This is a genomic window from Rhizobium jaguaris (genome assembly GCF_003627755.1).
In the GTDB taxonomy this organism is placed as follows: Bacteria; Pseudomonadota; Alphaproteobacteria; order Rhizobiales; family Rhizobiaceae; genus Rhizobium; species Rhizobium jaguaris.
Map to the genome: position 1 here is coordinate 2,567,546 of NZ_CP032694.1, position 18,431 is coordinate 2,585,976.

The 18,431-nt window shown below is 59.6% G+C and carries 18 protein-coding genes and 1 other RNA gene; 7 read left to right on the forward strand and 12 right to left on the reverse strand.

Annotated features, from left to right (window positions below):
* Positions 1-71 precede the first annotated feature (71 nt).
* From hflC to CCGE525_RS12575, 5 genes are all read right to left on the reverse strand, one after another.
* Positions 72-1,016 (reverse strand): protease modulator HflC, encoded by a 945-nt coding sequence (gene hflC / locus CCGE525_RS12555; protein ID WP_120704550.1) that lies wholly within the window; start codon positions 1,014-1,016, stop codon positions 72-74.
* Positions 1,016-2,149 carry an FtsH protease activity modulator HflK gene (hflK, locus tag CCGE525_RS12560; RefSeq protein WP_120704551.1) on the reverse strand — a complete coding sequence of 378 codons (1,134 nt, stop codon included), beginning with the start codon at positions 2,147-2,149 and terminating at the stop codon, positions 1,016-1,018. The genes hflC and hflK overlap by 1 nt, the downstream gene beginning before the upstream one ends.
* 161 nt (positions 2,150-2,310) lie before the next feature.
* Positions 2,311-2,829 (reverse strand): dihydrofolate reductase, encoded by a 519-nt coding sequence (locus CCGE525_RS12565; RefSeq protein WP_120704552.1) that lies wholly within the window; start codon positions 2,827-2,829, stop codon positions 2,311-2,313.
* 103 nt (positions 2,830-2,932) lie between these two features.
* Positions 2,933-3,769 carry an NAD(P)-dependent oxidoreductase gene (locus CCGE525_RS12570; RefSeq protein WP_120706390.1) on the reverse strand — a complete coding sequence of 279 codons (837 nt, stop codon included), beginning with the start codon at positions 3,767-3,769 and terminating at the stop codon, positions 2,933-2,935.
* A gap of 100 nt (positions 3,770-3,869) precedes the next feature.
* The gene (locus CCGE525_RS12575; RefSeq protein WP_120704553.1) at positions 3,870-4,436 is read right to left on the reverse strand and encodes a helix-turn-helix domain-containing protein; all 567 of its coding nucleotides are present in this window, start codon (positions 4,434-4,436) and stop codon (positions 3,870-3,872) included.
* A gap of 283 nt (positions 4,437-4,719) precedes the next feature.
* On the opposite strand from CCGE525_RS12575, the gene CCGE525_RS12580 reads away from it, so the two are divergent.
* Both CCGE525_RS12580 and CCGE525_RS12585 read left to right on the forward strand, forming a co-directional pair.
* The gene (locus tag CCGE525_RS12580) at positions 4,720-5,247 is read left to right on the forward strand and encodes a GNAT family N-acetyltransferase (protein ID WP_120704554.1); all 528 of its coding nucleotides are present in this window, start codon (positions 4,720-4,722) and stop codon (positions 5,245-5,247) included.
* 13 nt (positions 5,248-5,260) lie between these two features.
* The gene (locus tag CCGE525_RS12585; RefSeq protein ID WP_120704555.1) at positions 5,261-5,707 is read left to right on the forward strand and encodes a DMT family transporter; all 447 of its coding nucleotides are present in this window, start codon (positions 5,261-5,263) and stop codon (positions 5,705-5,707) included.
* Here CCGE525_RS12585 and CCGE525_RS12590 read toward each other — a convergent pair.
* Positions 5,704-6,624 carry a thymidylate synthase gene (locus tag CCGE525_RS12590; RefSeq protein ID WP_120704556.1) on the reverse strand — a complete coding sequence of 307 codons (921 nt, stop codon included), beginning with the start codon at positions 6,622-6,624 and terminating at the stop codon, positions 5,704-5,706. The two genes, CCGE525_RS12585 and CCGE525_RS12590, sit on opposite strands and share 4 nt — an antisense overlap.
* A gap of 191 nt (positions 6,625-6,815) precedes the next feature.
* Here CCGE525_RS12590 and ssrA point away from each other — a divergent pair.
* From ssrA to CCGE525_RS12610, 4 genes are all read left to right on the forward strand, one after another.
* Positions 6,816-7,187: a transfer-messenger RNA gene (gene ssrA / locus CCGE525_RS12595) on the forward strand.
* 119 nt (positions 7,188-7,306) lie between these two features.
* Positions 7,307-7,813 carry an SspB family protein gene (locus CCGE525_RS12600; RefSeq protein ID WP_120704557.1) on the forward strand — a complete coding sequence of 169 codons (507 nt, stop codon included), beginning with the start codon at positions 7,307-7,309 and terminating at the stop codon, positions 7,811-7,813.
* Positions 7,814-7,864: 51 nt separating this feature from the next.
* Positions 7,865-8,059: a DUF4169 family protein gene (locus tag CCGE525_RS12605; RefSeq protein WP_120704558.1), complete on the forward strand. Its 195-nt coding sequence runs from the start codon at positions 7,865-7,867 to the stop codon at positions 8,057-8,059.
* A 108-nt stretch (positions 8,060-8,167) separates the two neighbouring features.
* The gene (locus CCGE525_RS12610; RefSeq protein WP_120706391.1) at positions 8,168-8,380 is read left to right on the forward strand and encodes a ribbon-helix-helix domain-containing protein; all 213 of its coding nucleotides are present in this window, start codon (positions 8,168-8,170) and stop codon (positions 8,378-8,380) included.
* Between the two features lie 117 nt (positions 8,381-8,497).
* Here CCGE525_RS12610 and CCGE525_RS12615 read toward each other — a convergent pair whose 3' ends face one another.
* The 4 genes from CCGE525_RS12615 to CCGE525_RS12630 all read right to left on the reverse strand — a co-directional run bounded on the left by CCGE525_RS12615 (position 8,498) and on the right by CCGE525_RS12630 (position 15,857).
* Complete coding sequence (locus tag CCGE525_RS12615) at positions 8,498-12,205, reverse strand: AsmA family protein (protein ID WP_120704559.1); 3,708 nt, start codon at positions 12,203-12,205, stop codon at positions 8,498-8,500.
* Positions 12,206-12,458: 253 nt separating this feature from the next.
* The gene (locus CCGE525_RS12620) at positions 12,459-13,871 is read right to left on the reverse strand and encodes an FAD-binding oxidoreductase (protein ID WP_120704560.1); all 1,413 of its coding nucleotides are present in this window, start codon (positions 13,869-13,871) and stop codon (positions 12,459-12,461) included.
* Positions 13,872-14,016: 145 nt separating this feature from the next.
* Complete coding sequence (locus CCGE525_RS12625; protein ID WP_162950161.1) at positions 14,017-14,796, reverse strand: hypothetical protein; 780 nt, start codon at positions 14,794-14,796, stop codon at positions 14,017-14,019.
* A 158-nt stretch (positions 14,797-14,954) separates the two neighbouring features.
* Positions 14,955-15,857 (reverse strand): AraC family transcriptional regulator, encoded by a 903-nt coding sequence (locus CCGE525_RS12630; protein WP_414128820.1) that lies wholly within the window; start codon positions 15,855-15,857, stop codon positions 14,955-14,957.
* Between the two features lie 14 nt (positions 15,858-15,871).
* On the opposite strand from CCGE525_RS12630, the gene CCGE525_RS12635 reads away from it, so the two are divergent.
* Positions 15,872-16,279 (forward strand): DUF2000 family protein, encoded by a 408-nt coding sequence (locus CCGE525_RS12635; RefSeq protein ID WP_120704563.1) that lies wholly within the window; start codon positions 15,872-15,874, stop codon positions 16,277-16,279.
* Between the two features lie 69 nt (positions 16,280-16,348).
* On the opposite strand, the gene CCGE525_RS12640 is transcribed toward CCGE525_RS12635, so the two are convergent.
* Positions 16,349-17,017: a YiaD family glycine zipper/OmpA-like lipoprotein gene (locus tag CCGE525_RS12640; protein ID WP_120706392.1), complete on the reverse strand. Its 669-nt coding sequence runs from the start codon at positions 17,015-17,017 to the stop codon at positions 16,349-16,351.
* Positions 17,018-17,219: 202 nt separating this feature from the next.
* Complete coding sequence (locus tag CCGE525_RS12645; protein ID WP_245472011.1) at positions 17,220-18,233, reverse strand: flagellin N-terminal helical domain-containing protein; 1,014 nt, start codon at positions 18,231-18,233, stop codon at positions 17,220-17,222.
* Positions 18,234-18,431 lie beyond the last annotated feature (198 nt).

An 18,431-nucleotide genomic window follows, 5' to 3' on the forward strand; every position in this document is an offset into this window, starting at 1 on the left:
GGTTTATTTATGGGTATAAAACAAGAGGCCGCCGATGGGCAGCCCCTTGGATTTCAGCAGGTTGCCGCGCGTTATTTCGCGGGCGGCGTAGTCGATGGCGCAGCCGGCGCCGGTGTACCCAGCGCCGGAGCCGCGCCCACGGGACTCTCGAAATATTTGAAGAAGTCCGACTGGTTCGGCGGCAGGACCAGCGTCTTGCCGCCCGAGGCGAGCGACGCACGGTAGGCGGCCATCGAGCGATAGAATTCGTAGAAGTTCGGATCGCGCGAGGATGCATCGGCGAAGATGCGGTTGCGCTCGGCCTCGCCCTGACCGCGCAGGATTTCCGAGTCCTTCTGTGCGTCGGCCACGATCTCGACCACCTGACGATCGGCAATGGCGCGGCGGCGCTGGCCTTCTTCGTTGCCTCTGGCGCGGATCAGCTCGGCTTCCGCCAGACGCTCGGCCTTCATGCGATCGTAAGTCTGCTGCGACACTTCCTGGGTGAGATCGGTACGACGAATGCGGACATCCTCGATATTGAGGCCAAGGGACTCGGCATCGCGATGCAGATCGTCGCGCACCTCCGTCATCATCGAGGCGCGCTCGTTAGACAGCGCGGCTTCGAAGCCTCGCAGGCCGTAAACGCGACGCAGCGATGCATCGAGGCGGGTCCTGAGGCGCGCTTCCGCTGAATCGCGATCGCCCGATACGGTCTCGCGGAATTTCCGCGCATCGGTGATCCTGTAGACGACGAAAGCATCGACCTCGTAGAACTTGCCGCCCGAAACCTGAACGCGGATATTATCCAGATCGAAGCGTAGCGCCTGATCCTGGATATATTGCACCCGATCGGCATCCATGAAGGCAAAGGGCAGCTTGAAGTAAAGGCCGGGCTCGGTCTTGACGGCGCGGATCTGGCCGAAGCGCAGAACGATCGCCTGTTCGCGGGCGTTGACCACGAACACCGAGGAATAAACGATCAGCAGCAGCACCGCGAGCGCGATGAGAATGGCTGGCAAACGGCTGGACGTCATTATTTGGCCTCCGGCTGAAGTGCGGTCGCAGGCTTGTCGGACTGGCCGCCAGTCTGGGTCGTGGACTGCTTGCCGAGATCATTCAACGGCAGATACGGGACGACGCCCTGCTTGTTGTCGATGATGATGCTATTCGAATTGCCGATAACGGACTCCATGGTTTCGAGGAACAGCCGCTTGCGGGTCACTTCCGGCGCCTTGACGTATTCGTCAAAGATCGAGATGAAGCGCTGCGCCTCGCCTTGGGCCTCCTTGACGACACGGTCCTTGTAGGCAGCCGCGTCTTCACGGATTTGCGCTGCACGGCCACGCGCCTGACCCAGCTTCTGGTTGGCGTATTGATTGGCCTCCTGCACCTGCTGGTCTTCGTTCTGCTCGGCGCGCTGTACCTCGTCGAACGCATCGGCCACTTCGCGGGGCGGTGACACATCCTCGATCGGCACGGCATTGATGGATATGCCCGAACCATAGCGGTCCATCGTATCCTGAATGATGTTCCTGACCTCGACAGCGATTTCCTGGCGATTGTCGCGATAGATATCCTGCGCCGGACGGCGGCCGACAACTTCGCGCATGGCGCTCTCAGCAACCTGCTGCAGCGTCTCGTCGGGAGTTTCAAGGTTGAAGAGATAAGCTTGCGGATTGGTGATCGTGTAGAGCACCGAGAACTGCACATTGACGATGTTCTGGTCGCCCGTCAGCATCAGGCCGGCGTTCGAACTCGAGCTCGAACGGCCGCCAATATTGCGCTGCTGTTCGGTAACCTTGACGAACTCGACGCGATCCATCGGCCAGAAATGGAAATGCAGGCCGGGCATGGAGACTTCGGCGCGCGGCTGGCCAAAACGCGACTCGACGCCGCGTTCGTCCGGCTGAACCGTATAGAGACACTGGATAAGCCAGAAAATACCGATGACCGCCGCGATGATTACAAAGGCGCCGCCATTGAAGCCGCCGGGAACAAGCCTCTTCAGCCGATCCTGACCGCGGCGAATGATATCCTCAAGATCCGGCGGTCCACCGCTGCCGCTTCCCCGCGACCGGTTCGGTCCCTGCCCCCAAGGCCCCTGATTATTTCCGCCGCCACCGCCGCCCCATGGGCCGCCGCCGCCATTCTGATTGCTCCAGGGCATCAAAACCTCTTTGTTTATGGACTCCCAGTATCGCGCAGACTTTGAAATTCGCAGGCGGCGGCGATTGTCTCCCGTTATAGGTATCGGCGCATCTGCTTTCAACGCAACTTCAGGAAGTTCGTCGGATTTATTGGAAAATAGTTGATTTTTGGGCGCAGCTTTTATGCTTTTCGCCTGAAATAGCTGACGAAACGCGTCGGATAACTGTCCTTTTCGCCTGCCGGAACGGCAAGTTCGCTTTCAACCTGCCATAGGGCCGGATCGATCGCCGGAAAGGATGTGTCGCCATCCACCTCGGCTTCGACATGCGTGATCAACAGCCGATCGGCAAGGCCGATCGCCTGCCGATAGATCTCGCCACCGCCGAGGATGCAGATTTCGCCGACACCGCTCTCCGCCGCAAGACCGGTCGCAACATCGATGGCTTCGCCGAGTGAATGCGCCATCCTGACGCCTTCGGCGGAATAACCGGGATCGCGGCTGATCACTATGTTCGGGCGGCCTGGGAGCGGCTTGCCAATGGATTGAAACGTCTTGCGCCCCATGATGACGGGCTTGCCGAGCGTCATGGCTTTGAACCGCTTGAGATCGGACGACAGCCGCCACGGCATATCTCCGTCACGGCCGATGATGCCGTTGCGCGAGACGGCAACGAGAATAGTCTTGATCGGCTGTGTCATGCGTTTCCCTCAGTCCATGTTACCGACACCAACGCGAGTCGGCGCGATGACTTTATATCAGGATGGCGCCGGCGGGAGATGGAAGACACCTCGCGATCCTGTCTCAGACATCATTATTCAGTTTGTCGAGCTGGCCGGCCAGAAGACCTCCGCCTTCCCGATCCTCAGCCATCTTTCGGTAGAGCCCGGCCATGCCCTTGAATATCAAGGCGGCGGGATCGTCCTCGCCGAGGAAATCCGAAATCTCCTCCATCTCAGCGACCCAGCGATAGGCCTTGGGATACATGTCCGGAATGCCGTGAACCAGCTTTGCGTCGAGGTCCGGCAGGCTCTCCTGCATTTCGCGTTTCAGGGCGGCATCTGCGCCGGAACGGATCGCCGCAAGCAGCATGGCGGTGCCGAGGCCGGTCACGCCCTTGTTGATGCCGGCATAACACATCTTCAAAGCCGAAGCCGCGCCGATCGCGCCATCGATGCGGCGGACCTGAAGCCCATGATCCGCAAGCACGCCGCTATTGTTGGTTGCATCGCCGCTGACATAGAGCCTCGGTCCCTTCTGGCCGGGCTTCGGCGGTCCGCCGATAATGGAGCCATCGAGAACCACGCCGCAGTCGCTGCCGAAGATCGCGGCGACTTCGGCCATGGTCCTCGGTGAAATCGCATTGCAGTCCATGAATGTCGTCTTGCTGCCACGCCGGCGCAGCTCGCCGGCAATTTGTTTGGCGACGGCAATGGCCTCAGCAGGCGGAACGATGGAAAGAATGAGAGGTGACGCAGCGAGAGCGTCCAGGCCGACAGGCTCCATGCCGACTGCCTTCGCCCGCTCGACGGTCGAAGGCGAGCGGCCCTCGAGATAGGTGACGACCCTCGCCCCATTTTCGACCAAACGCCGGGCAATGGCGCTGCCCATCGCACCGGCTCCGATGACTGCGATCTCCACGAACATTCTCCTTCTCCGCATAGGCAGACGGTAGCATATCGTCTATTGCCCAGCCGGACGAGCGCAATGCCGTGCGGTAACGCTAAGTTTAGGGTCCCGCTCACGCGTTGCGGAGCACGAGAACGGCATAGGTGCAGGGCTCGCCGCTTTCATTCTTGAAGACGCAATCCGTCGGCGGCCCAAGCTCGAGGCAATCGCCTGCCGCCATCGAATGCGTCGCATCTCCCTCGACAAAGATAAGCCGCCCCTCCAGCACCCAGATAAGCTGCCGGATGAAGGCGAAAGCCGATCCGGGCATGGGAACTTCTGCACCTGCGGGCAACTCGATGCGGACGAGATCCAGCGGCAGGTCCGACTTCGGCGAGACATGCCGCCGCTCGTACCCCGTTTGCGGATCGACCCAGACGGGCTGCTCTCCCTTGCGAAGAAATCGTCCCTGCTGCATCTCCGCACGCGCCATCAAGGTCGACATACTCAAGCTGAAGGCGCCGGAGAGCTTGCCGAGCAGCGTCGCCGTCGGGCTGCTCTCGCCGCGCTCGATCTTGTGGATCATGGCGCGGGACACGGTCGAACGCTCCGCCAGCTCCGTCAACGACCAGCCGCGGCTTTCTCGTTCGATGCGAATGCGAGCGCCGATGCGCCTGTCGATATCATCAAGCTGGGACATGCGTTTTACTATATTGGACTTTCATGGTGATGACAATCGCCATGCGCAGCCCTTCAGCTCGCGGCCTGCGCAACGTCATCGATTGCCAAAAACGCAGCTAAACATCCGTCAGGAAGTTCTGATCAGCTACTGAGGCGTCACCAATTTCGTCCAAGCCACAATCTATCGAACTTAGTCGATTGCGAGATTTTCGTAATAATATAGTAGACAGATATCGAAATCGGTGTATGACAACATGAACTACACGATCATCCAATTTAGTGGATAGCCCACGGAGCCGCCGATGCAAATTCGCGATGCGAGAGACGAGGATCTCGCGGGAATAACCGCGATCTACAATGACGCCGTCGCCAATACCACCGCGATCTGGAACGAGACGCAAGTCGATATCACCAACCGCAGGCAATGGCTGCAGGATCGGCACAAGCTGGGTTATCCGGTGCTGGTGGCAACCAACGATCGCAGCGACGTGATCGGCTATGCTTCGTTTGGCGACTGGCGCGCCTTCGACGGCTATCGCCACACGGTCGAGCACTCCGTCTACGTCCGCAACGATCAATATCGTGGCGGCATCGGCAAGGCACTCATGATCGAGTTGATCGAGCGCGCCCGGGCGATCGGCAAGCATGCGATGATCGCGGGCATCGAAGCCGGCAACGAGGCCTCGATCCGGCTGCACGAAAAGCTCGGCTTCCAGCAGGTCGGCCTTCTCCCGCAGGTTGGCACCAAGTTCGGGCGCTGGCTCGATCTGGCGTTCCTGCAACTCCTGCTCGATGAGCGTACCGATCCCGACTCCAAGCCGGCGACCTGAGGGCGTAAGCACCATGCCGATCACAACGGTGGCAACGCTGATTCTCGCCGGCATATCGCTGGTTCTGCAGAACGCATTGATGGTGCGGATCACCCAGTCGGTATCGACCGTGCTCATCGCCCTCGTGATCAACTCCTCGGTCGGGCTGACGGCGCTGCTTGTGATCCTGATTTCGCGCAACGGCTTCGCCGGCCTTGCGGAAACGGCCGGAGCCATCAGGTCATGGGCCCTGCTTCCGGGCCTGCTCGGCTCGTTCTTCGTTTTTGCCGGCATCCTGGGATATCAGCGTCTCGGCGCGGCACCCACCATCGCCGTCCTCGTCGCCAGCCAATTATTGGCCGGCCTGGCCTTCGACGCCGCCATCTCCGGACAGAAACTGGCCGGTTTCAGCATATGGCAGCTTGTCGGAGCATTGCTGCTTGTTAGCGGAGCCGTTCTCATCGCCGGACGAAACGCCTAGACAGCAACCTCGGCCGCAATCGCGGCATGCGGCTCATAATCCGTGACCTCGAAATCCTCGATTCGATAACCATCGATGCCGTCGGGCCGGCGCAGGAGGCGCAAGGTCGGGAATGGCTTCGGCTCACGGCTGAGCTGCTCCCGGATCGCATCCAAATGGTTGAGATAGAGGTGAACGTCGCCACCCGACCAGACCAACTCGCCCACATCCATGTCGACCTGCTGCGCGACCATGGCCAGCAAAGCCGCCTGCTGGCAGATGTTGAAGGGATTGCCCAAGAACAGGTCGCATGAGCGCTGGAAGACCATCAGGCTAAGGCGCGGCCGCTTGCCGCCCTCAGCCGAGATATTCGATACGTGGAATTGATAAACCATGTGGCACGGATGTAGCGCCATATCGGCAAGCTCGCCGACATTCCATGCATGGAAAATCATGCGGCGGCTGCTGGGATTGGCCTTCAGCTCCTGGATAACCGAAGCGACCTGGTCATGCACCCGACCTTCCGCATCGCGCCATTGCCGCCACTGCTTGCCATAGACCGGACCGAGATCGCCCCATTGCAGAGCAAAGGCTTCATCCTCGATAATCCGCTTCTCAAAGCCGAGCTGATCGATGTTCTCGCCGGTGGCTTTCCGATATTTCGCCAGCGGCCAGTCGGTCCAGATCCGCACATTCTCCTTGAGGAGATTGCGGATATTGGTGTCGCCGGTCAGGAACCAGAGCATTTCCTTGATGGCCAGCTTCCAATAGACGCGCTTCGTCGTGAAGATCGGAATCTGCCCTTTCGAAAGATCAAAGCGCATCATCGCGCCGAGGCCGCTCAAGGTGCCTACGCCCGTGCGGTCGATCCGGCGATCACCATGCTCGAGCAGGTGCTCCATCAGGTCGAGATACTGATACTCCGGGTGACGAGCCATCTTCCGCTCCGAAATCGCTTGAATCTTAAGTAGGCACGGACGCCATCAGCGGCCAGTTGCCGCCGGGCCGATTCCTTTCTTACGATTTTAGTGACAAGCCGAGGCGAAACCAACCACGGCCGAACGTAATTCAGACAAATCTCACCCGCGCCGACGCAAAGCGATGTTTCGGCGAAGCATTTGTGACAAATCCCCTTCCCTTCGCCTGAGGAAAACACTATATCAGCCTTGCCGGTCTTCGGGCCGGCTATGGCGATAAACGAGCGGTGTAATAAACCTATTGGACCCGGGGGCGGTACCCGGCGCCTCCACCAAAAACCGGCCGGGTCAGATTGGCTTCAGACCGGCTTTTGATGGGGGCGAAACAGGATCGACAAGGGTGTAAAGATCGACTTTTTGCTCGGCATTGTACCACCGTTATCGGGCTAAAATTGTAGTTGCAAACGACAACTATGCGGAAGCTCGTCTCGCTGCTTAATCGCAGTGTGGCACTTCAAATAAAGTCCTAAGGGGTCGCACTCTTAGGCGGGGTTCGAAGGCACCTGGCAACAGAAGCCTTCACCTTCTCCCTCTCTTCGATATTATGTATGATCGGGTCATGACTCGCGCGCGGGGGTTTCCCGTCGGCGCTCGCCGTGGCATAAGCCTTAGAAAAAACATGGCCAACGAAAGACAGGAAAGTATGGGGCAGGATCATATCCGCTACGACATTTTGGCACAGGACGCTCTGCGTGGGGTCATCCGCAAGGTGTTGACCGAAGTCGGCGCCACCGGCCGTCTGCCCGGTGACCATCATTTCTTCATCACCTTTCTGACGGGTGCCGCCGGCGTGCGCATTTCCCAGCACCTGAAGTCGAAATATCCGGAGCAGATGACCATCGTCATCCAGCATCAATTCTGGGATCTGAAGGTCACCGAGAGCCAGTTCGAGATCGGCCTTTCCTTTTCCGACGTTCCGGAAAAGCTGGTCATCCCGTTCAACGCGATCCGGGGCTTCTACGATCCGTCGGTGAATTTCGAGCTCGAATTCGATGTACCGCTCGCCGACGATGAGGAAATGCCCTCCGGCGAGATCACCGCCTATCCGGTATCGGCGGAGAACGGCGAAGAGCCCGCGCCCGCCAAGGACGGCGAGGAGAAGAAGCCAGGATCGGTCGTCTCCCTCGATGCATTCCGCAAGAAGCAGTAGCATGCGGGAAGCGTAAGCTTCCCCTTTCGCATCGACAGTGGGGAGACATCGATGAGCGCCGAAGTCGTCAATCTACGCCAGTTCCGCAAAAAGCAGGCCCGCGCCGAAAAAGAAAAGCAGGCGGAACAGAATCGTATTACCTTCGGTCGCAGTAAGACGGAGAAGCACTTGACCAAGGCGCTCAACGACAAGGCCGCGAAAGCGCACGAGGCAGGCCACATCGAACCGTCCAAGACCGACGATTAATTGCCGAATGAAGATCGAAGTCCTTCCGAAATCAGCCACTTATCACAGCATTTTGAATCATTCTTAGAATTACCTCTCCTGTTTTCCAAACTTTTGATCGATCCGCCGATGATCCGCAAACATTCCGCGACGCTCCATGGCCATCGCACGAGCTTTTCCCTTGAAGACGCCTTCTGGACCGAACTGAAGGCGATCGCCAATGCCCGCGGCACATCGCTTGCTGCATTGATCTCCGAAATCGACGACGGGCGCGATCCGGCAAGCAACCTTTCCTCGGCGCTCCGGCTCTATGTGCTGAAATGGCTGAAGGATCGCGGCTAAGCGGCCGCGTCGGAACGAACGCGATCGATCTTTTATTCTTTCACTAAAGAGCCCCTCCCGCTTCGACAATTCCATCTGAAAACGGAGGGTGGTTCCTGCATCGCCGGGGGACGGACTCTACCGGGCGATGCCAGGCAGACTATTGAAGTTCAGCGGTGCTCCCGTCTGCGGCGCCTGTCCGTTGAGCAATGGCACCTGCTGCGCTTCCGCCTTCGCGCGGGCGTCCGCGTCAGCCTTCGCCCTGGCGGCGGCTTCCGCCTGCCTTTCCGCTTCCGCCTGACGTGCGAGTTCCCTCAGGCGCTTCTCTTCAGTACTGCGCTGCTGCTCGATTGCGGCATCGCGCTGACGCTGGACCTCGCGTGCAGCGGCGGTATATTTGTAAAGCGCCACCTCGCGCCGCAACCGCTGTTTTTCCAACACGCTGGACTGGAGCCGCTCGACACGCCGGCGCTCGCGTTCGAAGGCGCGCAACGACAGGAAGCTGGTAATGTCGGTGACATCCATCGTCCGGCCCGGCGTCGCCAAGGGACCGGCGAAATTGAGGCGCAGAGCTGGTTCGGCACCGTTCAGCGCCTCGTTGCCGGCGTTGAAATCGATGCCGAGCGAGCCGCGCATGCGCTGATCCGGCAGGCTGATCTCAGCATTGCCCGAAAGCCTGGCCAGATCGTTGCCGGCATTGATATTGGTGGCGCGGATGACGCCCGTCGATATGTTGAAAGGTATGCTCATCGCCGGCAGCGCCGCCTCGCCGTTGTTGACCAACGTCTGTACGATCGGCAGCACCTTGTCGGCCGTGATGTCACCCTGGATCTGGTCCGTGGCCGACAACAGCGGCGGCAACACAGCGAGATTGAGGCCGCGCACATGTATGTCGCCAAGCTTGATCTCACCCGAACCGCTGGCATTGGCGGCCAGTTCCCCCAGGCTCTTGCCGCTGGCCTCCATGCTCAGCCCCAAACCGAAGCGGCCATTGGCAAGCGGCGCACCATCGCGCTGCCATGCGACGGCGGTGAGGTCGCCGTTGGCGATATCGAGCTTCGTCTGCATCAGGCCCGTGCCGTCGGAATTCGCAAACATCAGACTGCCGCCAAGCGTGCCGCCATTCCAGGCGCCGGCGATGTCGTTCAGTCGCAGCTCCTCGCCCTTATAGGCAGCATTCGTGCTGAAATTCGAGATCGGACCGAAGATGCCCGGCCACAACTGTTTGGCCGAAAGCTTGATGTTGAGATCGAGCCCGCTGAACATCGGCAGCCCAAGCTTGGCTTTGGTAAGGTTGCCCGTTGCCGCGTCCATCATCGGCCCGTAGATCGCCTCGCCGAACCAGCCGAGATCGGCCTTGTCGAGCGCCAGTTGGCCGGTCGCTTTGACATTCGGTGCCTTGCGATCGAAGGTCAGCGCACCCGAAACATTGTTGTCGGCGAGCTGGCCCTTCATATCCGATAGCACAATCTTGTCGGGATCGAGCGCAGCGTTCGCCTGAAATTTGACTGGCAAGCCCGTCCCCATCTGCGGCACGCCAATACCATTCATGACGAAATAGGGATCGAGATCGGCACTCTCCAGCGACAGCGCGATCTTGCCGTTGAGGAAGCTGTTGGGGCGCACGTCCACCTTGCCGTTGGCAGTAAACGAGGTCTTGTCGGTGGCAAAGGTCAGCGCCGCATCCGCCGGATCGGTGCCGTTTGCCGTTACCTTCAGCGTCAGGCGGCCGTTGGCATCGGCCTCGACGGGCAGCGGATCGAGCCCCGCCTGTCCGAACAGGATCGAGGTCACCGAATTCTCGAGCGTCGCTTCCAGCGTCGTCGTCCCCTTGCCCGTCAGCGCCAGCAGGTCGGACATGCGGTAATCGAGATTGACGCGGCTGCCGTTGGAAACGCCGGCAAGCGTCACCGTCAGCCCATCGCCCTGATCGCCGCCAAGCGTCAGCGCGCCGCGCAGTGCAGTATTTCCATACCAGGCGGCGTTACGCACCAGCCGATCCATAGCCGGGTGATGAGGCAGATGTTGGCTCAACATTTCGAAGAACGGCCCGGGATCGCCCGCTTTGAAGGTGATTTCGCCTGAACCCTTGTAGTCCAGCAGCGAACCCTCGGCACGACCCGTCGCGGTAATTTCGGCGCCGGCGACGTTGCGCACCGCAAGCTTGTCGAGCGTCAGCGCGCCATCGGCAATCGAAAACGACGTCTCGACATTGTCGGCCTGCACGCCGAAAGCGGCAAATTTATCCGCTCTCAGATGTGCCGTAATCCGATGGTCGAGCAGGGTCTCGCCGGCGTCCTGGCCGGTGAATAAGCTTGTGAGCGCCCTCAGAGCATCGAGATCGAGCGCATCGCCACTAAGATCGACGGCGAGCTTCGGCGCCTGGTTGTCAACCGGTGCCAGCCGGTCGAGCTGGCCTTTGAGCGTTGCCGAACCGACGGCGATTTCAAGATTTTCGAAGCGTTGCTCCTCATGACGCAGGCTGACATCGGCTGAGAAGCCTGCCTGTCGCAATTGCCGGATCGCGGGGTCGACCGAACCCACCAGCCAGGACGCCAAGCCCGATGGCTGGTTGGAGGCGACGACGAGATTGCCGATGAAATTCGGCTCTCCCTGCAGCATCAAGTTGCCCCTGGCCTCGACCTGTGTGCGGCCCGGCAGCGTGCCGATCGCATGGTCGACCTTCCAGCCGGTTCCGGCAGGCTCCAGGTCGAGTTGTACATCACGGATAGTCGTATCGCCGGCAACAATAGCCGGTAGGCGGAAAGTTGCCTTGCCAGGCACCTGCGGCACCGGGATTTCGGCTGCGATCGCAATCAGGCTGTTCAACCGCTGGCGGGCCGAAATGGTGGGATTGCGGTTGGTCTTGCCGTTTGTACCCTGAGTGTTGCCGAGGCGATTGACGTCGATCTGCTGGCCGTCGGCGGTCAACAGGAATTCCGGCTTGGTCCCGGTGTCCAGCGTCGCCTCCCCCGTCACGACATAGGGATCGTCCGCCGCACCCACTTCGAGACGATATTCAGGAACCCGTATGCGTTCGTTAGTCAGCTCGAAGCGACCTTTGACGCGAGGCTGAACCTGTTCGTCGGTAGGTTTATGCGTCTGCTTGTCTTCAATCCCCGCGGTGAACAGGCCGCTATAATTCGGCTTGCTGTCGACCAGCTTCAGCTCGCCGTCGAGATCGACATTGAGTGGATGGCGGTCCGGCAGCAATCGGGTGCGGACACGCAATACGCCATTATCGTCAGGCTGGCTGCTGGCAATGGTGAAATTGCCGTGCTCGCCGTCGAGCGCTGCATCGCCATCGATTCGCCATGGGCCTGCGAGCGACCGCGCGGACATTTGCGCGTTGAGGCCGGTGATGTGCCGGGTGCGGCCGGATTGCTCGTCGATGAACTGGATATCGCCGCCGTCGACGTGCACGCCTTCAAGCACGACCGACTTTGCGGGAATTTCCGGTTGGCTGCCGCGCATCCAGTCAAGCGTGCCGTCCTTCAATAGTCGAAGGCGCACTTTCGGCTCGGAAACGCGCATGTCGAAGATCAGGGCTTCGCCGGACAGGAATGGCGCCAACTCGGCGTCCATGGAGAATTGTGCGATCTGCACCAACGGCGTTCCGTCGGCGTCCTGTCCGACACGGACGTCATGCAATGTGACGGAAGGGAAAGGCAAAAGACGAGCGTCAACGGTGCCATGAACAGTCACCTTCTTGCCGATGATCCGACTCGCCTGATCCTCGAAATTCTTCCGAAAATCGGTCCAGTCTATGAAGAGCGGAGCAAGCAGCGCCACGAATAGCACTACGACGAGTACTCCCCCTAGGAAAACCAGGACCTTACCTAACAATGCGCACCGTCTCCATTCTGCATTCCAATTACGATATCAAAGCGCCATGTATCCAATCGGACACGTAAAAAACGCCCTGGATCGTCCGCTTAAGCTTGCTCCCAATTCAAAACCGCATCGCAATTCTTGGGACCATACTGCAGAGATCTAGGGCACCTTAGCCGCTTTCCATGACGACATCTGAAAACGGGATGCTCTAGCCTAACGCCATTCACGCCGGGAGCAAGCCAAGATCATGGCAATATTCCATTTTTCAGTTGGTGTGGAAGATCTTGCCGGGGTTGAAAATCGCATCGGGATCCAATGCCTGTTTGACCTGGCGCATCAGATCGACGGCGCCGCCGAGCTCCTGTTCGAGAAACGACATCTTGCCCTGCCCTACGCCATGTTCGCCGGTGCAGGTCCCGTCCATCGCAAGTGCGCGCGCATTCAGTCGGGCAACGAAGGCCTCGACGACGGCGATGCCCTCCGTGGTCTTGTCGTCGAACAGCACCAGGACGTGGAAATTACCGTCGCCGGCATGACCGACGATTGGGGCCAGCAATCCATGCTCTTCGATATCGGCCTGAGTGGCGGCAACGCATTCGGCAAGCCTTGAGATCGGCACACAGACATCCGTCGATAGCGCCGCCAGTTCCGGCGCCAAAGCCCGCGCCGCCCAGTAAGCATCATGGCGCGCCTTCCAGAGCTTGTTGCGCTCTTCGAGGTTGCTGGTCCAAAGGAATTCCCCGCCGCCGCATTCGGCCGCGATCTCGCCGAATTGGGCGGATTGCAGCGCGACGGTCTCGTCCGTGCCGTGAAACTCCAGGAATAGCGTCGGCTGCTCTTCGTAGGTCAGGCCGGAATAGAGATTGCAGGCCCGCATCTGGACGGAGTCCAGAAGTTCGATGCGAGCGACCGGAATGCCCATCTGGATGGTCATGATGACAGCGTCGCAAGCCGCCTTGACGCTCGGAAAGGCGCAGGCGCCCCCCGCGATCTTCTGCGGAATGCCTTGCAGACGCAGCGTCACCGACGTCAGAACGCCGAGCGTTCCCTCGGCACCGACAAAGAGCCGGGTCAGATCGTAGCCGGCAGACGATTTCTTGGCGCGACGGGCGGTGCGGATCTCCTCGCCATTGGCGGTGACTGCGGTTACGGCCAGGACATTATCCTTCATCGTGCCGTAGCGCACCGCATTGGTACCCGAAGCACGCGTCGATGCCATGCCGCCGATCGAGGCGTTGGCGCCGGGATCGATCGGGAAGAACAGGCCGGTATCGCGCAGATAGGTATTGAGCTGCTCGCGGGTGACGCCAGGCTCGACGGTGCAGTCGAGATCCTCGGCATTCACTTCAAGCACCCGATTCATCCGGCTGAAATCGATGGAAATTCCGCCCTGCGGAGCGTTCACCTGCCCCTCGAGCGAAGAACCGGTGCCGAAAGCGATGATCGGCACCTTATATTCGGCACAGGCCCTGACGACCGCTTGTACATCCTCCCGCGTCTCGGCAAAAACAACCCCGTCCGGAAGCTGCGCCGGAATATAGGTGGTCGTGTGAGTATGCTGGGCGCGAAAGCTCTCGCCAGTCTGGAAACGCTCGCCGAACGCCTGCTTCAGGATACCGAGAACGGCGGCAATACCTGCCTCGTTGCGCCTCCCCGCCTTCGCGTCAGCCAAAGCCATCTTTCCGATCTCCCATCACAAGTGCGGCAAAAGGTGTTAACCCTTTTTTCGGTTCTATGAGACATCGGCGCGACGCTGTCCAGTCATGAAAATAGCCTGCGGCTTCCGTCCAACGGCTGCATCGGCCGCTCCCAATCGCACTGCTTCAATTGCTCCCGGCAAGCGGCCGCACCTGCAGATCGAAACTCGACTTCACCACATTGTTGGAGATGATCGCCAGCGTGCTTTTTCCCTGCCTGCAAAGGTCGCTCGAAAGACGATATTCGTAGCCGTTGTTGAGAAAGGAAAACTGTCCGGCCATCACGCCGGTCTTGCACAGATCAGCACCTCCCGCCGGCGATGCAGCCAAGGATGCGTAGTGACCGCCAATCTGGATTGCATTCGACGTCTTCTTGTCGACGCCGATATAGTTCAGATCGCAAGCGGTCGTGATGCCGGCGACGCTGGTCGCCCCATCGGCATTGCAGGTGCTGTAGACATAGACGTAGTTCTTGTCCGATTCGAACGCGACGCCATTGTTGAACTTCACCTCCGTCGCCTTGCCATTGAGCTGCGACGGCGTGCCGTCCTGGGATATGCTGAGATTGCCGCCGTTGTATTTGAACGCATAACCGGAGACATGGCTCGGCGTGCCATCCGCCTCATGGCCGTTGAGTTCATTGCCACTATAGATATCCGCTTTGTCGTGCTTGTCGTTGAGCACCACCAGCTTCACATCCTTGCAATCATAGTCGCCACCGCAGCGATCGACGATGAAGGCTTCACGTCCTTCGACCTGCAGGGCAAAGGCGGGACTACTTGCAAGAAGAACGGCTGGCAAGGCGGCAGCAGCGAGCACATGGCGCGACCTTAAACCAATGGAAGAAATTCGTGGTGCAATACCGGCCCCGCGACCCATACCCGCCCCGATATCCGCTATAGCCATCGCCCCGATCTCCCTCGCCTTCAAGGGTTGTATGGGCAACAAGGCCAGTCTGTCCAGCCAGGATATCCAAGGAACAAAAAAAGCAGCGATGTATCGCCAATGCGCAAATGCCGAAGCTCAAACAGTCCACATTGAGGGCCTGCCGAAAGGGTTGCTGGTTAATCTCGCACCGGCGCGCGTGCGGTTTCGAGCATTCCACCCCACGCGCCCGGCGCCATGCCGAATGCCTTCTTGAAATGCCGCGTCAGATGGCTTTGGTCCGCGAAACCGGTGGCCGCAGCAACTTCGGCGATCGGCTCGCCGTCGGCAATCATCGCCTTGGCCCGCTGCAGCCGCCGCATCAGCAGGAAGCGATGCGGGCTGGTTGCGAAAGCGGCGCGGAAGTGACGAGAGAGCGCAAAGCGGTCGAGGCCAGTAATACGCTCCAGTTCTTCCGAACGGACACCGCGCATGGCATGCGCCTCCAGATAATCGCGCGCCGTTTTCACCTGACTCCAGGCAACGCTTCCCAACGGCTTTTGCGGCAGGCGCGCATGAGAAGCGAGCCCGGTTGCCACCCGCGAGACGAAATCATCGACGAAGAGTTCATCCAATTCCCGGTCGAGTTCGCCGAGTGCCGCCAATAGCAGGCAGGCGAGGCGATCGTCGTCGACGACAGGCTCATCGACAAAGGGCAGCCCGATACGCGCCGATTCCAGGCACTGCATCAGCATCGACGGCTCAAGATAGAGCATGCGGTAGAGCAACCCATCGTCGGTCGCGGCGCCGCCGTCATGCAGCTCGTCCGGATGAAGGACGATCACCCGGCCCGGCAGGCTATAACGCCGCTCGCCTCGATAGCTGAAGGCCTGCACACCGCGGATGGTGACGCCGAGCGCATAGGTATCGTGCCGGTGCGGTTCGAAGGCATCACCATGAAATTGCGCTTGGATTCGCTCGATACCGGGGTAAGCGGGTGCGGATACGATGCGGTTTGCTTCCGGCATCGTGCACAAACGTTCAAGACCTTCGAAGATCTGGCCGGCTACATCCTCGCGCAACGGCTCATTCCCAGACTGCATGAAAGTGACTACCGATGTTTGATACCAAAATCGCGATCGTTGTGCGAAACAATCTTCAATCCTGGCAGAAACTGAACGTAACTGCCTTCCTGTCGAGCGGCATTGTCGGGCAATTTCCCGATGTCATCGGCGAACCTTATCGTGATCGCGCCGGCAACACGTACAACGCGCTGTCGATCCAGCCGATGATCGTGCTATCCGCCGACGAAACGACGATTGCCGCGATCCACCGCCGCTCCCTGGAGCGCGGCGTCATCTCCTCGATCTTTATCGAGGAAATGTTCTCGACGGGCCACGATGTCGCCAATCGCGCCGTCTTCTCCGAATTTGCGCCCGAGGACGCCAAGGTGGTCGGGATTGCGCTACGCGCCGACAAAAAGATTGTCGACAAGATCACCAGGGGCGCAACGATGCATTCGTGAATTGGCTGCAGTCAAACGAAACGGCCGGGTCGCAAACCCGGCCGTCTCCGTTTGACTATTGATATCAGATCAGCCGTTTTGGGTAATCGGCGCGATCTGGATTTCGACGCGGCGGTTCTGCGCCCGGCCGGCTTCGGTGGCGTTGGTGGCAACCGGCTGGCTCGGGCCGAAGCCAACTGCAGACATGCGGCGCTGGTCGATGCCCTGGCTGCCGAGATAGTTGGCAACCGAACCGGCTCGGCGCTCGGACAGATCCTGGTTATGCTGCAGGCTGCCGGTCGAATCCGTATGGCCGTTGACGTCGATCAGTGTGCGGTTGAACTTGCGAAGCACGATCGCGACCGAATTCAGCGTCGGATCGAATTCCGGCTTGATCGCATCCTGATCGATGTCGAAGGTGATGGCCGACGGCATATTGAGGATGATGCGGTCCCCGACGCGTGTCACCGAAACGCCGGTGCCCTGCAACTGCGCACGCAGCTCGGACTCCTGCTGGTCCATATAATTGCCGATGCCTGCACCCGCGAGCGCGCCGACACCGGCGCCGATCAGCGCTGCATTGCGGCGCGAGGCCGGTGAATGGCCGATGAGGAGGCCGGCAACCGCGCCGACGCCGGCGCCGATCGCAGCGCCGCCGGCCGTGTTGGATACTTTCTGCTCGCCCGTATAGGGGTCAGTCGTCGTGCATGCATTGAGAAAAGCTGCCGAGACGGCAAGGATGGCAAATTTTTTGATCATGGAATCGTCGCTCTCCGGTTCGATGGCCCGCAGGAGATATGAAGCATTGCGGCAATATGATGAAGCGGAATTTTCATCCATCTGCCGCCGACATCCGCGGCCAATGCTCCGGAGTAAATTCCCCGAAACCAGCCGCTTCGAGGACATAGCGCGCGCTCCGTCGGCCTCCGCCTATTTCCCTTGAAATCCAGTCCCTTACCGCTCACAGATTCTGGAAAAGCTGTCTTACCGTATCGTAGCTTGCATTGGCAATCGACAGCGACTGCAGCCCCAGTTGCTCCTGAGTCTGCAGCGCCAACACCCTGCTTGATTGCTTCTCCATGTCGGCATCGACCAGCTTGCCGACGCCACTAGTGAGCGAATCACTGAGATTGCTGGCGAATTGGTTTTGCAGGCTGACACGCGTCTCCAGCGAACCGAAGGCCGATCCTATCGTGTTCAGTTGATGCAGCATGGCGGTGACGGTATTGATCATATCTGTCACGCCACCCTGTGTCGTATTGGCATCGAGCGAGATTTCCACCTGTCCGCTCGTGTCGCCGTTTTTGCTGCTGATCAGCACATAATTCTTGGCCGCTCCCGCCTCCGTCGCAAAGGCGGTGGAGGTGAGCACACCATAGCCGCCGGTGCCGCTCGATTGATCGTCGATCAGGTATCGTGCATCCGTCGATACGATAGGGCCGCTAGTCGAGCTAACACCCTCGTAGTTCAGCATGCCGATCGAAACCGTGCCGTCGTTATGGCGGATGAGGGAGCCTGGGATCTCGTGCGGCTCCGTCGGGTCCTCACCGTCCTGGAGCATGACCCAGTTGACGCCATTGAAGCTTGTCGATTCACCGACGCTGCGAAGCTGGTCCTTGAGTTCGCTGATTTCGTCGTTGAGTTTGGTCTTGTCGACGCTGCCCTCATAAGCGGTTACCAATTTCGACCTGATCTGCGTTACGATGTCGATGGCGCTATTGATGCCCGTGGAAGCGGTACTGACCGTGGCCGCGGCTAGCCCAAGCGCATCCTGCACCGCCGAAACGGCGCCGATATCAGTGCGTGTCAATGTCGAGATCGTCCAATAGGTGGCGTTGTCCTTAGCGGTCTGCACGCGCAGGCCGGACGACATCTGACGCTGCGCAACATTCAGATCCGCCTGGGTGTTTCTAAGGACTTCAAGGGCTGTGGTGACAGGGGAACTAACCCTTATGAAGGTCGAAAAAATACTCACGACACATGAACTCCGAACACAACAATACGCAACAAGTACAAGGAGACATTGGAACCATGCCGCGGGCATTCATGCGCGCAGGCCGACCGTGTCGGCGGACGATGAGTCCGGCAAAAACAACGCCTGAACTCGAGCGGTTACAGGCACCTATGATTATCAAGCATGCTTAATAAAGGGATAATTGAAACGTACGATTCA

Excerpts from the sequence above, each read along its gene's own strand:
- hflC (WP_120704550.1), bottom strand. The coding sequence starts at position 1,016 with ATGACGTCCAGCCGTTTGCCAGCCATTCTCATCGCGCTCGCGGTGCTG.
- hflK (WP_120704551.1), bottom strand. The coding sequence starts at position 2,149 with ATGCCCTGGAGCAATCAGAATGGCGGCGGCGGCCCATGGGGCGGCGGT.
- CCGE525_RS12565 (WP_120704552.1), bottom strand. The coding sequence starts at position 2,829 with ATGACACAGCCGATCAAGACTATTCTCGTTGCCGTCTCGCGCAACGGC.
- CCGE525_RS12575 (WP_120704553.1), bottom strand. The coding sequence starts at position 4,436 with ATGTCCCAGCTTGATGATATCGACAGGCGCATCGGCGCTCGCATTCGC.
- CCGE525_RS12580 (WP_120704554.1), top strand. The coding sequence starts at position 4,720 with ATGCAAATTCGCGATGCGAGAGACGAGGATCTCGCGGGAATAACCGCG.
- CCGE525_RS12585 (WP_120704555.1), top strand. The coding sequence starts at position 5,261 with ATGCCGATCACAACGGTGGCAACGCTGATTCTCGCCGGCATATCGCTG.
- CCGE525_RS12590 (WP_120704556.1), bottom strand. The coding sequence starts at position 6,624 with ATGGCTCGTCACCCGGAGTATCAGTATCTCGACCTGATGGAGCACCTG.
- CCGE525_RS12600 (WP_120704557.1), top strand. The coding sequence starts at position 7,307 with ATGGGGCAGGATCATATCCGCTACGACATTTTGGCACAGGACGCTCTG.
- CCGE525_RS12605 (WP_120704558.1), top strand. The coding sequence starts at position 7,865 with ATGAGCGCCGAAGTCGTCAATCTACGCCAGTTCCGCAAAAAGCAGGCC.
- CCGE525_RS12610 (WP_120706391.1), top strand. The coding sequence starts at position 8,168 with ATGATCCGCAAACATTCCGCGACGCTCCATGGCCATCGCACGAGCTTT.
- CCGE525_RS12620 (WP_120704560.1), bottom strand. The coding sequence starts at position 13,871 with ATGGCTTTGGCTGACGCGAAGGCGGGGAGGCGCAACGAGGCAGGTATT.
- CCGE525_RS12625 (WP_162950161.1), bottom strand. The coding sequence starts at position 14,796 with ATGGCTATAGCGGATATCGGGGCGGGTATGGGTCGCGGGGCCGGTATT.
- CCGE525_RS12630 (WP_414128820.1), bottom strand. The coding sequence starts at position 15,857 with ATGCAGTCTGGGAATGAGCCGTTGCGCGAGGATGTAGCCGGCCAGATC.
- CCGE525_RS12635 (WP_120704563.1), top strand. The coding sequence starts at position 15,872 with ATGTTTGATACCAAAATCGCGATCGTTGTGCGAAACAATCTTCAATCC.
- CCGE525_RS12640 (WP_120706392.1), bottom strand. The coding sequence starts at position 17,017 with ATGATCAAAAAATTTGCCATCCTTGCCGTCTCGGCAGCTTTTCTCAAT.